Raw genomic sequence first — 12,876 nt, 5'->3', positions numbered from 1 at the left:
GATGTTCTGTAAGTATTTGTCGCCTAAACACAATTTACCCTGTGCGCGCCGCCATAGACTGCCGTCCACTTCGGTTTTTGCTACTTGATGGCCATGACCGAACGCCAATCGAAAGCTGCCAATAAAAGCCTCCGCACACAGGAGTAATAAATGAAGAAGCTAGTGATGTTCGGTGCCCTGGCACTGTCGATGTTGTCCCTGACCGCTGTCGCCGAAGACGCCAAGCCGATTCGTCTGGGGATCGAAGCCGCTTACCCGCCATTCTCGATGAAAACCGCTGACGGCAAGCTCACCGGGTTCGACGTCGATATCGGCGATGCGCTGTGCAAACAGATGGACGTTAAATGCGTGTGGGTCGAGCAGGAGTTCGATGGCCTGATCCCGGCACTCAAAGTGAAGAAGATCGACGCGATCCTGTCCTCGATGACCATCACCGACGACCGCAAGAAGAACGTCGATTTCACCATCAAGTACTACCACACCCCGGCGCGCTTCGTGATGAAGGAAGGCTCGGGTGTCAAAGACCCGCTGACCGAGCTCAAGGGCAAGAAAGTCGGCGTACTGCGCGCCAGTACCCACGACCGCTACGCCACCGACATCGCCAAGGACGCCGGGTTTGAAGTGGTGCGCTACGGCTCGCAACAGGAAGCCAACCTGGATATGAAATCCGGTCGTCTCGACGCGATGCTGGCCGACTCGGTCAACCTCAGCGACGGTTTCCTGAAGACCGACGCCGGCAAAGGCTTCGAATTCGTCGGCCCGACTTACGAAGACGCCAAGTACTTCGGTGGCGGCGCCGGCATTGCGGTGCGCAAGGGCGATACCGAGCTGGCCGAGAAATTCAACAAGGCCATCACCGAAATCCGCGCCAATGGCGAGTACAAGAAAGTCCAGGACAAGTACTTCGACTTTGACGTGTACGGCCATTAATACGCTGTAGAAAAAAGTGGTCCCGTTTGCGCGGTGGCCACTTTTTTTGTGCTCTCTTTCTACTGATAGAGATTCACTGTGGGAGCGAGCTTGCTCGCGAATGCGGTTTAACATTCAACATCTTTATTGACTGTCAGATTGCATTCGCGAGCAAGCTCGCTCCCACAGGGATCTCATCGATCCAGATCTACCAGACTGCAGGAGTTTCCCCATGCAACGCATCGACCATGTCCTGCCCTGGAGCCACTTGGGCAGCGAACGTTCCCTCAGCGTCTTCCGTTACGGCGCGGGCAGCCGCAAGGTCTACATCCAGGCCAGTCTGCACGCCGACGAACTGCCGGGTATGCGCACCGCGTGGGAACTCAAGCAACGCCTCAACGCGCTGGAACAGCAGGGCCGTCTGCAAGGGGTGATCGAGTTGGTGCCGGTGGCCAACCCGATCGGGCTCGATCAGCATTTGCAAGGCAGCCACATGGGCCGCTTCGAGCTGGGCAGCGGAAAGAATTTCAACCGCGCGTTTGTCGAACTCAGCGCGCCAGTGGCGGCGCGCATCGGCGAGCGGCTGGGCAGCGATGCCGAGGCCAACATAGCGTTGATCCGGCAAACCATGGGCCAGGTGCTCGATGAACTGCCGGCCCCAGCCTCGCAGCTGGAAGCTCTGCACCGCTTGCTGCTGCGCCATGCCTGCGACGCCGACATCACTCTGGATCTGCATTGCGATTTTGAGGCGGCGATTCACCTCTACGCGCTGCCGCAACACTGGCCGCGCTGGCAATCGCTGGCGGCGCGACTGCAGGCCGGCGTTGCGCTGTTGTGTGAAGACTCCGGCGGCAGTTCGTTCGACGAGTCGTGCTCATCGCCGTGGCTGCGTCTGGCGCGGGTGTTTCCGAACGCGGCGATTCCCCCGGCGAACCTTGCCACCACCCTGGAACTGGGCAGTATGGGCGATACCCGGGTTGATCAGGCGCAGGCCAATTGCGAAGCGATACTCGGCTTTCTCGCCGAGCAGGGGTTCATCAGCGGCGAATGGCCGGCGGCCCCGAGCGACTGCTGCGAAGGCATGCCGTTCGAAGGCACCGAATACCTGTTCGCGCCGCACCACGGCGTGGTCAGTTTCCTGCGTAATGCCGGGGAGTGGGTCGAGCAGGGCGATGCGTTGTTCGAGGTGGTGGACCCGTTGAATGACCGCCTCACCACCGTCCGCGCCGGCACCAGCGGCGTGCTGTTTGCGATTGATCGTGGGCGTTACACCCAGCCGGGAATCTGGCAGGCCAAAGTGGCGGGGCGTGAACCGATCCGGGTGGGCAAGTTGATCAACGACTGATAGAACTTCGGTGTTTTTGCTGGCCTCATCGCTGGCAAGCCAGCTCCCACAGGTTTTGTGAACACCACCGATCACTGTGGGAGCTGGCTTGCCAGCGATGGCGGCATCCGCGACACCACAGTGTTCAGACAATGTTAGGCTGCCCCGAACCCGACACTCCGTGAAGGAAGGCTCTATGTTGAAGGCGTTTGCCCTGTTAACCCTGCTGGCGTCCAGCGCCGTGCATGCGCAAACCACGCTGCAAAGCGACTTGCCACTGAAATACATCGAACAGGTCCACCCGGACGCGAACACTCGACCACTGGTGATATTCCTGCACGGCTACGGCAGTAACGAAGCCGATCTGATCGGTATGAAATTTCAGCTGCCGGCGCAGTACAACTACCTCTCGGTGCAGGCGCCGCTGGCGTTGGGCGAAGGACGTTTCCAGTGGTTTCGCAAGAAAGGCGAAGGGGCTTACAACGGCGAGACCGATGATCTGCAGGCCAGCGGCCAGAAGTTGCGGGAGTTTGTCGCGCAGGCGGCGCAGAAATATCACGCCAGCCCGGACAAGGTGTACCTGATCGGTTTCAGTCAGGGCGCGATGATGACCTACGAAGTGGGCTTGCGTCCGCCGGTGGCGGTCGGCGGGATTGCGGCGTTGAGCGGACGGCTGTTGCCGGTGTTGAAAACCGAACTAAAAGCCGAGCAGCCACCGCTGCCGCTGCACATCTTCATCGGCCATGGCACCGCCGATGATCGAGTGCCGTACCGCGACGGCACCGAGGCCAATACGCTGCTGCAGAAACTCGCCTATAAGCCCGAGTTTCACGCCTATCCCGGCGTCGGCCACAGCATCAGCGCGGCCGAGCTGCGTGACTTGAACGCCTGGCTGCAGCAGCTCAACCCGTGACGGTCACTTGTCCTTGAGGATGGTTTTCACCAGCGCATCGTGACCGCTTTTGTCGCTGGCCCGGGAAATCACCTGGACCAAGGCCATGCGTTTGCCGGAGGCGGCGAGCAGGGTGGTATTGAGTGTCTGGCCGCCGCCTTGGGTGGCAGTGCTGTCGACCTGACGCACGCCGAGGCCACTGCTTTTCTGGGTCAGACTCTTTTCTGTGAGCTTGTTGAAGTCCGGCAGCGCCTTGCGCTGGTCATCGATGAAACTTGCCAGGCTGCCGTCGAGAAATTCGTTGTCGTTGTCCTTCACGCTGGTGCCACCGGCGATCTGGTTTTCCGCGGCGATGACCACGGTCTTGGTCGCCTGATTGGTGTACATCGTGCCTTTGGCACCGGTCGGCCCGGCTGGCAGCGGGTCGGCGCTGAAGCCTTTGGGCAGGACGAAGGTGAACTTGCCGTCGAGCATCGACACGTTGTTGGTCGAGGCCTTTTCCTTGGGCTTGGCTGCCTGGGCGTTGAGGGCGCCGAGAGCGGCGACCGCCGCCAGCAACAGGACGACGGCTTTCTTGCTGAGCAATGACATGTGAATCTCCGAGGGATGGTCGCGCCAGGGCGGCGATGATCCCACGGAGCATGCCTGGCATTCCAGCGCGGTTTGTCAGGTGTTCGCATCAGCCTCGGAAGTACGGTTTTTTGCCGGAACAGGTCGGGCCAGCAGTTTGCGGGTGACCCCGAGCATGGCCACCGACACCGCGACACCGACGAGGAATCCGCTGAGGCCGAGGCTTGGCAGGGTCAGCGCCGACACCAGACAAAACGCCGAAAACGAGTACATGCCCGTCGCCGTCGCCCGCAGCAATGCCGCGGTAAATGCCGGGCCACGAGTCTGCTGAGAAAACACCGCCATCACACTGCCGAGCACCGGGAACACCGCGAGCAGACCGCTCCAGCGCTCGCCCACGGTACTGGCGAGCATCGTCACCAACAGCGTCAGCGCCGCGCCGGCAATCATTCGCCAGAGCAGTTTGTCCGATTTCGGTGCCGGGCCGTTCAGCACCGGTTGCACATTGGGGAACAGGTACGGCGCGGCGAGCAGGGCAGTGGCCGCCGCCGCGACCGAGAACGTCAGTGACGACGGAATCAGCGACAACACCAGCGCCAGCACCGCCCACACCGCCAGGGAAATCGTCAGCGCCCATGGCCAGTTCGCCCGCTGCGCCACCTGCGCGTAGGTGATGCAGAAGGCGATCATGGCGAACATCGCCGACAGTGCCGCCACCGCCGATTGCGCAGCAAACTGCGGCCCCTGTTCGATGGCGAGGAAAAACAGAATCGGCCCGACCACCACCGGCAGCCCCGACAGCCACCCGGCCACGCTCGGCCCCCAGCGCTTGCCGGCAAGGGAAATCAGCAGCAGAAAACCGGGGATCAGCAGTAATTTGAGAATCAGCACGCGGGAGGCCTCCGGGGATGGAACGGCCAAGGTAACCGATTGGCGCATTGATCGACAATTTTTGTATACAAAGTGTGCGAGTGATATCCGCTATGCTCTGAAGATCAGGGTTTACCGGGGTCGATGCCGCAATGAACAAACCATCGAAGTTGCTGCTTGGGTGCTGTGGCATCGGCTTGTGGGCGTTGTTACTTACACCGACCTGGGCCAATTGGCAGGACGCGGTGCCCGGCGCGCAAATCATCGGCACCGGCGATTTCAGCGTGTTCGGCTTCGACGTCTACAACGCCCGGTTGTGGAGCGCGGCACGCCCATTGTCGACCGAACAGCCCTTCGCCCTGGAGCTGATCTACCGGCGCGAGATCTCACGCGATGATCTGGTGCAGGCCAGTGTCGATGAAATCAAACGGCTGGCAGGCTCGGGCGTCAGTCCCGCGCAACTGGCCAGGTGGCAAGGACAAATGCAGCAATCGTTCGTCGATGTGCAGGCGGGCACTCGGATTACCGGCGTATACCTGCCGGGGCAGGGTGCGCGATTCTTTGTCGGGCAGCAGTTGCAGCACGAAATTGATGATCCGCAATTTGCCCGGGCGTTTTTCGATATCTGGCTGGATCCGCGTACTCGTAATCCCGAATTGCGCGAGCAGTTACTGGGTGTGAGTCGTTAAGAGCAAAAGATCGCAGCCTTCGGCAGCTCCTGCATTGGAATGCATATCCTGAAGGAGCTGCCGAAGGCTGCGATCTTTTGCTCTTCAAGGGTTCAACTGAAACCTCTAAGCTGCGTCTTTCGAACTTGTTTCTGGATGTGTGCGTGAAATTCAGCTTACCCAAAATCGCCACTGCGCCGTTCTGCCCGCCAGAAGTAGCCGGCAGCGTCGCGGTCGATCCGAACGCTTCGTTCTTCAAACGCGTGCTGCGTTTTGCCGGTCCCGGCCTGTTGGTGTCGATCGGCTACATGGACCCCGGTAACTGGGCGACCGCCATCGAGGCCGGTTCGCGTTTTGGTTACAGCCTGCTGTTCGTGGTGTTGCTGGCGAGCCTGGCGGGAATGGTCGTGCAATGCCTCTGCTCGCGGCTGGGCATCGCCACCGGCCGCGATCTCGCGCAATTGTCCCGTGAGCGCTACAGCACCCCGACCGCGCGCCTGCAATGGGTGCTGGCGGAAATCTCGATCATCGCCACCGATCTGGCCGAAGTGCTCGGCTGTGCCTTGGCCTTCCATTTATTGCTGGGTTGTTCGCTGACCTTCGGCATTGCCCTGACTGCCTTCGATACGCTGCTGGTGCTGGCTCTGCAGAACCGGGGCTTCCGTCGGCTGGAGGCAATCATGCTGGTGCTGGTGGCGACCATCGGCGTGTGTTTCTTCGTTGAGCTGGTGCTGATCAAACCTTACTGGCCGCAGGTGTTCGCCGGATTCAAACCGTCGCTCTCGGCGATCAGCGATGCTGCGCCGCTGTACCTGGCGATCGGTATTCTTGGCGCGACGGTGATGCCGCACAACCTTTACCTGCACACCTCGATTGTGCAAACGCGGATGATCGGCAAGGATCTGGCCAGCAAGCAGGACGCGGTGAACCTGGCGCGCATCGACACCATTGGCTCGCTGGCGCTGGCGCTGCTGGTCAACGCGGCGATCCTGATTCTGGCGGCGGCCGCTTTTCATCAGTCGGGGCATACCGACGTGGTCGACATTCAGGACGCCTACCACCTGCTCGACCCGCTGGTCGGTGGCGCGCTGGCCAGTGTGCTGTTCGGCGTCGCGTTGCTGGCGTCGGGGCAGAGCTCGACGTTCACCGGGACCATCGCCGGGCAGGTAATCATGGAGGGTTACCTGAACCTGCGGATTCCCTGCTGGCAGCGGCGTTTGATCACGCGTGGGCTGGCGTTGATCCCGGCATTCATTGGCGTGTGGCTGATGGGCGACAACGCGGTGGGCAAATTGCTGGTGTTGAGTCAGGTGGTGTTAAGCCTGCAGCTGCCATTTGCGCTGTACCCGTTGATCCGCATGACCAGCGACAAACAACTGATGGGGCCGTTTGTGAATCGGCTGCCGACCCGGGTGCTGGCGTGGGGATTGTTTGTGGTGATCAGTGGGGCGAATGCCTGGTTGATTCTGCAGATGGTGGTGTGAGCCATGTTTTGTGCTGCCTGAACCGGCCTCATCGCTGGCAAGCCAGCTCCCACAGTGATTGAGGGTGGATTCAAATTCTTTGTATACCCCAAGACCCTGTGGGAGCTGGCTTGCCAGCGATGGGGCCCTGAAGATCGACACAAAATTCAGGCAAAAAAAACCGGTGCAACGCAAGTCGCACCGGTTTTTTTGTTGCCAGCGAGCAGCGGATGTCGTGGATCCGCCGCCCGCCGATGAACTCGATTGTTAAGGGCGTTCCAGCGCCAGCGCCACACCCTGACCGCCGCCGATGCACAAGGTCGCCAGACCTTTTTTCGCATCACGCTTGAGCATCTCGTGCAGCAAGGTCACCAGCACCCGGCAGCCCGACGCACCGATCGGGTGACCGAGGGCGATGGCGCCGCCGTTGACGTTGACCTTGTCCAGATCCCATTGCAGATCCTTGGCCACCGCCAGTGATTGTGCGGCGAAGGCTTCGTTGGCTTCGATCAGGTCCAGTTGGCCGATGTTCCAGCCTGCCTTGTCCAGGCAGCGACGGGTGGCCGAGACCGGGCCGATGCCCATGATCGCCGGGTCCACCCCCGCATTGGCGTAAGCCGCAATTTTCGCCAGCACCGGCAGGCCCAGAGCCTTGGCTTTCTCGGCGCTCATCAGGATGACGGCGGCGGCGCCGTCGTTCAGCGACGAAGCGTTGCCGGCGGTGACGCTGCCATCCTTCTTGAACGCCGGACGCAGTTTGGCCAGTGATTCGGCGGTGGTGTCGCCGCGTGGTTGTTCATCGACCTTGAACGCGACCGGATCCCCTTTGCGCTGCGGGATCAGGATCGGGGTGATTTCATCGACGAAGCGCCCGGCTTCGATGGCAGCCGCCGCTTTGCGCTGCGAGGCCGCGGCGAAGGCGTCCTGCTGCTCGCGGCTGATCTCATATTTATCGACCAGATTCTCGGCGGTGATGCCCATGTGGTAATCGTTGAACGCATCCCACAGGCCATCGCTGATCATGGTGTCGACGATTTGCGCGTGACCCATGCGCAGACCGGTGCGAGCACCCGGCATCACATAGTTGGACAGGCTCATGTTCTCCTGACCGCCCGCGATGATCACCTCGGCATCGCCACAACGAATCGCCTGCGCGCCCAGGTGCAGGGCTTTGAGGCCCGAGCCACAGACCTTGTTCAGGGTCATGGCTGGCACGGCGTGGGGCAGGCCAGCCTTGATCGCCGCCTGACGCGCCGGGTTCTGGCCAGCGCCGGCGGTCAGCACCTGGCCCATGATCACTTCATCGACCTGCGCACCGTCCAGACCGGTCTGTTCCAGCAACTGACGGATCACCGCAGCGCCCAGATCCACCGCGGACACGCTGGCCAGAGACCCTTGGAAACTGCCGATCGCGGTGCGCGTGGCGGCAACAATTACGACGTCTTGCATTTTCGAATTCCTCACTGGGCAGCGAACTGCATTTCCGGTACGTGATCCGGGACGATCAGTTTACCAGCGGTTTTGGCGACGATTTCCTCGACGCTGACGCCAGGTGCGCGTTCCTTGAGGACAAAAGCGCCATTTTCGATTTCCAGGTAGGCGAGGTCGGTCAGCACGCGCTTGATGCAGCCGGCGCCAGTCAGCGGCAGACTGCATTTGCTCAGCAGTTTGGACTCACCGTCCTTGGAGGCGTGGGTCATGATCACGATGATGTTGTCGGCACCGGCCACCAGATCCATCGCGCCGCCCATGCCCTTGACCAGTTTGCCGGGAATCATCCACGAGGCGATGTTGCCTTCGACGTCGACCTCGAACGCGCCGAGCACGGTCAGGTCGACATGCCCGCCGCGGATCATCGCGAAGGATTCGGCGGAGTTGAAGATCGATGCGCCGATGCGCGCGGTGACGGTCTGTTTGCCGGCGTTGATCATGTCGGCATCGATGGTGTCTTCAGTCGGAAACGGGCCCATGCCGAGCAGGCCGTTTTCCGATTGCAGCATGACTTCCATGCCGTCGGGAATGTAGTTGGCGACCAGGGTCGGAATGCCGATACCGAGGTTCACGTAGTAGCCGTCCTGCATTTCGCGGGCGACGCGCTGAGCCATTTGTTCGCGGGTAAGTGCCATGTTCTTATTCTCCGTCAGCCTGAGTTATTTGCGGATGGTGCGCTGTTCGATGCGCTTTTCGAACGTGCCGCAAATGACCCGGTCGACGTAGATGCCGGGGGTGTGGATCTGCGACGGATCCAGTTCGCCGGGCTCGACGATTTCTTCGACTTCGACCACGGTGATCTTGCCGGCGGTGGCCGCCAGCGGGTTGAAGTTCTGCGCGGTGTGACGGTAGATGACGTTACCGAAATGGTCGGCTTTCCAGCCTTTGACGATGGCGAAGTCGCCAGTGATGGATTCTTCCATCAGGTACTTGCGCCCATTGAATTCACGTACTTCCTTGCCTTCGGCGACCGGAGTGCCGACGCCGGTGGCGGTGAAGAAAGCCGGGATACCGGCACCGCCTGCGCGCATTTTCTCGGCGAGGGTGCCTTGCGGGGTCAGGATGACTTCGATGTCGCCCTTGAGCAGCTGCTCTTCGAACAGTTTGTTTTCGCCGACGTAGGAGGCGATCACTTTGCTGATCTGGCGGTCAGTCAGCAGCACACCGAGGCCGAAACCGTCGACGCCGCAGTTATTGGAGACCACGGTGAGATCGCGGGTGCCTTTGCGCTTGATCTCGGCGATCAGGTTTTCCGGGATGCCACACAGGCCGAAGCCGCCGGCAATCACGGTCATGCCGTCTTCAAGACCCGCCATGGCCTCCTCGTAGGAACTCACGCGCTTGTCGAAACCTGCCATATGCACCTCTTTTATTGTTTGTCGGGCGGCTGGCTAGCCGAATGACTGGAGTGTCGCGCTGGAGGATATATTTGTTAAGTTGATTTTTAAGGTTGATTAATAGATAAAACTCAATAAATTTGGCTGTTACCCTGTAGGAGCTGCCGCAGGCTGCGATCTTTTGATCTTGATCCTAAAAAACAACATCAAAAGATCGCAGCCTGCGGCAGCTCCTACATGGATACGGTGTTTATCCGGCAATATCGCTAACAGGGCGTTATCCATTATGACGATAAAGCAGATCCGCGCCTTCCTCGCCGTGGCCCAGAGCCTGAGTTTCGCCGTGGCCTGCGAGCGTCTGCACTTGTCGCAATCGGCGCTGAGCCTGACCATCAAGGCGCTGGAAGAGGGTTTGGGCGGGCGGTTGTTCAGTCGCAACACGCGCAATGTGGCGCTGACCGCCGAGGGTGAATCGCTGCTGCCGCTGGCTCGGCGCCTGATCGCCGATTGGGACAACGCCGAAGACGAAATGCGCCAGCGTTTCAGTCTGCAACGCGGACGGGTGACGCTGGCGGCGATGCCGTCGTTTGCCGGCAACCTGTTGCCGCCGATCCTCAAGACGTTTCGCGCGCGCTATCCAAACGTCAATGTCACGGTCAACGACGTGATCAACGAACAAGTGCTGGAAATGGTGCGCGACCGCCACGTGGAACTGGGTGTCGCGTTCGAGCCGATGCAGAACACCTCGCTGACGTTCACGCCGCTGTACATGGACCGCTTTGTCGCGGTGGTGCCGCAAGATTCAGCGCTGGCCAGGCTTGGCGAAATCGACTGGCAGACCTTGCTGCAGGAACCGTTCATCACCCTGCAACGGCCGTCGACAGTGCGGGTGATGCTCGAAGAACACTTGCTGGCCCGGGGCATGAAGCTCCCGGTGGAGTTCGAAAGCCATCAACTGGCAACCGTCGGGCGCATGGTCGCCAGCGGGCTGGGAGTGAGTGCAGTGCCGGCGTTGTGTGCCGAGCAGATGCTCGAACTGGGCGCGCATTGCCTGACCTTGAATGATTCGGTGGAGCGAGCGATTGGCGTGCTGACCGAGCCCGGCAATGAACTGTCGGCAGCGGCGCAGGCGCTGTTCGACATCCTCAAAGCCGAACACTGATCTTCAAACGTTTAACCCCTGTAGGAGCTGCCGAAGGCTGCGATCTTTTGATCTTGCTTCTAAAAAACAAAACCAAAAGATCGCAGCCTTCGGCAGCTCCTACAGGGATTTTCGGTATTCAGGTAGATAAGTGTTGCGCCAGCAACGGCAGCAGTTGTTCGCATGACGCCTCGATCTTCAGATCCAACAGATCATCGGCGCGGGTCTTGCCCAGATTGATCGCCAGCAACGGCTTGCCGCGATCGGCGATCACCCGGCACAGACGGAACGCTGAATACGCCATCAGCGACGAACCCACCACCAGCAAACCCTCGGCTTTTTCCGCTGCGGCCATGGCCCGCGCCGCCGTCGGCTGCGCCACGTTCTCGCCAAAGAACACCACGTCCGGCTTCATCCGCTCCCCGTCGCAATACGGGCACTGCGGCGTCTGAAAGCGCGCCTCGAAGGCCGGATCGAGCAGGGTATCGCCGTCCGGCGCCTGCACCGCATCGACCCCGGCCAGATACGGATTCTGCTCGACCATGCGTTGCTGAATCTCATCGCGCGCACTGCGTTGGCCGCAATCCAGGCACAGCACCCGGTGCAGGCTGCCGTGCAATTCGATCACATCCTGACTGCCGGCCTGATCATGCAGGGTGTCGACGTTCTGTGTGATCAAGGCGCTGATCCGTCCCTGGCGCTGCAAATCCGCCAGTGCTGTATGCGCCGCGTTGGGTTGCGCCTGACGCACCCGGGGCCAGCCAAGCATGGCCCGCGCCCAATAGCGGCGGCGGGATTCGGGAGCGGCGAGAAATTCCTGATACATCATCGGTTGCCGGCCCCGGCGCACACCTTCGTTATCGCGGTAATCCGGAATGCCCGATGGCGTGCTGATGCCGGCGCCGGTCAGCACCAGAAAATCGCCATCGGCCATGGCCTGGCACAGGGTGTTGAAGTGTTCGCGGGTCGGGCTGTCGAGCATGCTCAGCACTCCGGGGAGGACGGTGCTCGCAGGTTAGCATTAACCGTGTGGCGAGGGAGCTTGCTCCCGCTGGATTGCAAGGCAAGCCCAAAAACAGGCCTGCTGCGCAGTCCAGCGCGAGCAAGCTCCCTCGCCACAGGTGATAGCGGTGAATTATTTGCGCGCCTCCAGAATCAGATTGAACGGCGTCTGCGTCGCCCGGCGGAAGTGCTTGAACCCAGCCTCGGCAAACACTTTGCGCAAGCGCACTTCACCCGCCTGCGCGCCGAGCCCCAGGCCGACTTCCTGGGACAGCGAATTCGGCGTGCAGATAAAGGTCGAGGCCGCATAAAACAGGCGTCCGACCGGGTTGATATTGTCGTCCAGCGTATCGTTGGCAAATGGCTCGACCAACAACACCGTGCCGTCGTCCTTTAATGATTTGAACGCATGCTGCGCAGCGCCGACCGGGTCGCCCATGTCGTGCAGGCAGTCGAAATAGCAGATCAGGTCATAGCCGTCACCGGGATAGCTTTTGGCGGTGCTCTGGAAGAATTCTGCCCGGCTGCTGACACCGCCTTCTTCGGCGCGCTGGGTGGCGACGGTGATTGACGGCGCGTGATAATCGAAACCGACAAAGTGCGATTTGGGAAACGCTTGGGCCATGATCACCGTTGAAGCGCCGTGGCCGCAGCCGATGTCGGCGACTTTGGCGCCTTTTTCCAGTTTGGCCACCACGCCGTCCAGCGCCGGCAGCCATTCCGCGATCAAGTGCCCCTTATAGCCGGGGCGGAAGAAGCGCTCCGTACCGCTGAACATGCACGGGTGGTGATCGCCCCAGGGCAGGGCGCCGTTGCCGCGCATGGCTTTGACCAGTTTGTCCTTGTCGTGGAAAAACGAGGCCACCACGCCGAGTCCGCCGGCGACGTACACCGGTGAGTCTTCGACGGCGAGTGCCAGCGCCTGTTCTTCTGGCAGACGGAACTGGCCATCGTGATGCTCCATGTAGCCGGACGCGGCGTGCGCACTGAGCCATTCGCGCACCAGTCGGGGATTGCAGGTGGTTTTTTCAGCGAGGGCTTGCGGGGTGATCGGCTGACTGTCGGCCATTGCCCGATACAGCCCGAGTTCTTCGCCAACGATGACATTTGCCAACATTGCGGCGCCGCCCATGTCGTTGACCAGTTTGCCCATGAATGCGTTGAGTCTTGATTCGTCCATCACGAGTGCTCCTGATACAGGATCACCGT

General features: G+C 60.8%; 13 protein-coding genes. 6 read left to right on the top strand and 7 right to left on the bottom strand.

Annotated elements, in window-relative coordinates; translation table 11 throughout:
• The first annotated feature begins 150 nt into the window (after window positions 1–150).
• From L6D63_RS08265 to L6D63_RS08255, 3 genes are all read left to right on the top strand, one after another.
• Complete coding sequence (locus tag L6D63_RS08265; RefSeq protein WP_047293409.1) at window positions 151–930, top strand: ABC transporter substrate-binding protein; 780 nt, start codon at window positions 151–153, stop codon at window positions 928–930.
• Window positions 931–1,141: 211 nt separating this feature from the next.
• Complete coding sequence (locus tag L6D63_RS08260; RefSeq protein WP_131671259.1) at window positions 1,142–2,254, top strand: M14 family metallopeptidase; 1,113 nt, start codon at window positions 1,142–1,144, stop codon at window positions 2,252–2,254.
• A 175-nt stretch (window positions 2,255–2,429) separates the two neighbouring features.
• Window positions 2,430–3,146 (top strand): alpha/beta hydrolase, encoded by a 717-nt coding sequence (locus L6D63_RS08255; protein WP_095668868.1) that lies wholly within the window; start codon window positions 2,430–2,432, stop codon window positions 3,144–3,146.
• 3 nt (window positions 3,147–3,149) lie between these two features.
• On the opposite strand, the gene L6D63_RS08250 is transcribed toward L6D63_RS08255, so the two are convergent.
• Together L6D63_RS08250 and L6D63_RS08245 are read right to left on the bottom strand one after the other, a co-directional pair.
• Complete coding sequence (locus L6D63_RS08250) at window positions 3,150–3,716, bottom strand: DcrB/PsbP domain-containing protein (protein WP_131671260.1); 567 nt, start codon at window positions 3,714–3,716, stop codon at window positions 3,150–3,152.
• 75 nt (window positions 3,717–3,791) lie between these two features.
• The gene (locus tag L6D63_RS08245; RefSeq protein ID WP_121186128.1) at window positions 3,792–4,586 is read right to left on the bottom strand and encodes a hypothetical protein; all 795 of its coding nucleotides are present in this window, start codon (window positions 4,584–4,586) and stop codon (window positions 3,792–3,794) included.
• A gap of 131 nt (window positions 4,587–4,717) precedes the next feature.
• On the opposite strand from L6D63_RS08245, the gene L6D63_RS08240 reads away from it, so the two are divergent.
• Together L6D63_RS08240 and L6D63_RS08235 are read left to right on the top strand one after the other, a co-directional pair.
• Window positions 4,718–5,254: a chalcone isomerase family protein gene (locus L6D63_RS08240; RefSeq protein ID WP_047293419.1), complete on the top strand. Its 537-nt coding sequence runs from the start codon at window positions 4,718–4,720 to the stop codon at window positions 5,252–5,254.
• 143 nt (window positions 5,255–5,397) lie between these two features.
• The gene (locus L6D63_RS08235; protein ID WP_041073538.1) at window positions 5,398–6,717 is read left to right on the top strand and encodes an Nramp family divalent metal transporter; all 1,320 of its coding nucleotides are present in this window, start codon (window positions 5,398–5,400) and stop codon (window positions 6,715–6,717) included.
• Between the two features lie 246 nt (window positions 6,718–6,963).
• Here the strand turns inward: L6D63_RS08235 and L6D63_RS08230 are convergent, their stop codons facing one another.
• Genes L6D63_RS08230 through L6D63_RS08220 form a run of 3 tightly spaced genes read right to left on the bottom strand, consistent with a single transcriptional unit; the run spans window position 6,964 to window position 9,545 of the window.
• Complete coding sequence (locus tag L6D63_RS08230) at window positions 6,964–8,145, bottom strand: acetyl-CoA C-acetyltransferase (RefSeq protein ID WP_131671261.1); 1,182 nt, start codon at window positions 8,143–8,145, stop codon at window positions 6,964–6,966.
• Window positions 8,146–8,156: 11 nt separating this feature from the next.
• A complete protein-coding gene (locus L6D63_RS08225) occupies window positions 8,157–8,822 on the bottom strand; it encodes a CoA transferase subunit B (protein ID WP_047293423.1) in 666 nt (221 codons plus the stop codon).
• Between the two features lie 24 nt (window positions 8,823–8,846).
• A complete protein-coding gene (locus L6D63_RS08220) occupies window positions 8,847–9,545 on the bottom strand; it encodes a CoA transferase subunit A (RefSeq protein ID WP_121186122.1) in 699 nt (232 codons plus the stop codon).
• Between the two features lie 265 nt (window positions 9,546–9,810).
• Here L6D63_RS08220 and L6D63_RS08215 point away from each other — a divergent pair, with 265 nt between their 5' ends.
• The gene (locus L6D63_RS08215) at window positions 9,811–10,686 is read left to right on the top strand and encodes a LysR family transcriptional regulator (protein ID WP_047293426.1); all 876 of its coding nucleotides are present in this window, start codon (window positions 9,811–9,813) and stop codon (window positions 10,684–10,686) included.
• 118 nt (window positions 10,687–10,804) lie between these two features.
• Here the strand turns inward: L6D63_RS08215 and L6D63_RS08210 are convergent, their stop codons facing one another.
• Window positions 10,805–11,647 (bottom strand): NAD-dependent protein deacetylase, encoded by an 843-nt coding sequence (locus tag L6D63_RS08210; protein ID WP_047293429.1) that lies wholly within the window; start codon window positions 11,645–11,647, stop codon window positions 10,805–10,807.
• A gap of 153 nt (window positions 11,648–11,800) precedes the next feature.
• Window positions 11,801–12,847, bottom strand: a complete 1,047-nt coding sequence (locus tag L6D63_RS08205; RefSeq protein ID WP_047293431.1) for a class I SAM-dependent methyltransferase — start codon at window positions 12,845–12,847, stop codon at window positions 11,801–11,803.
• Window positions 12,848–12,876: the final 29 nt, after the last annotated feature.

This window comes from Pseudomonas parakoreensis, assembly GCF_021602155.1.
Taxonomy (GTDB): domain Bacteria; phylum Pseudomonadota; class Gammaproteobacteria; order Pseudomonadales; family Pseudomonadaceae; genus Aquipseudomonas; species Aquipseudomonas parakoreensis.
This window is presented reverse-complemented; position numbering and strand designations above follow the sequence as displayed.

Coding starts and splice junctions, on each gene's coding strand:
- L6D63_RS08220 (WP_121186122.1), bottom strand. CDS start 9,545: ATGGCAGGTTTCGACAAGCGCGTGAGTTCCTACGAGGAGGCCATGGCG.
- L6D63_RS08210 (WP_047293429.1), bottom strand. CDS start 11,647: ATGCTCGACAGCCCGACCCGCGAACACTTCAACACCCTGTGCCAGGCC.
- L6D63_RS08230 (WP_131671261.1), bottom strand. CDS start 8,145: ATGCAAGACGTCGTAATTGTTGCCGCCACGCGCACCGCGATCGGCAGT.
- L6D63_RS08225 (WP_047293423.1), bottom strand. CDS start 8,822: ATGGCACTTACCCGCGAACAAATGGCTCAGCGCGTCGCCCGCGAAATG.
- L6D63_RS08255 (WP_095668868.1), top strand. CDS start 2,430: ATGTTGAAGGCGTTTGCCCTGTTAACCCTGCTGGCGTCCAGCGCCGTG.
- L6D63_RS08215 (WP_047293426.1), top strand. CDS start 9,811: ATGACGATAAAGCAGATCCGCGCCTTCCTCGCCGTGGCCCAGAGCCTG.
- L6D63_RS08205 (WP_047293431.1), bottom strand. CDS start 12,847: ATGGACGAATCAAGACTCAACGCATTCATGGGCAAACTGGTCAACGAC.
- L6D63_RS08265 (WP_047293409.1), top strand. CDS start 151: ATGAAGAAGCTAGTGATGTTCGGTGCCCTGGCACTGTCGATGTTGTCC.
- L6D63_RS08240 (WP_047293419.1), top strand. CDS start 4,718: ATGAACAAACCATCGAAGTTGCTGCTTGGGTGCTGTGGCATCGGCTTG.
- L6D63_RS08260 (WP_131671259.1), top strand. CDS start 1,142: ATGCAACGCATCGACCATGTCCTGCCCTGGAGCCACTTGGGCAGCGAA.
- L6D63_RS08250 (WP_131671260.1), bottom strand. CDS start 3,716: ATGTCATTGCTCAGCAAGAAAGCCGTCGTCCTGTTGCTGGCGGCGGTC.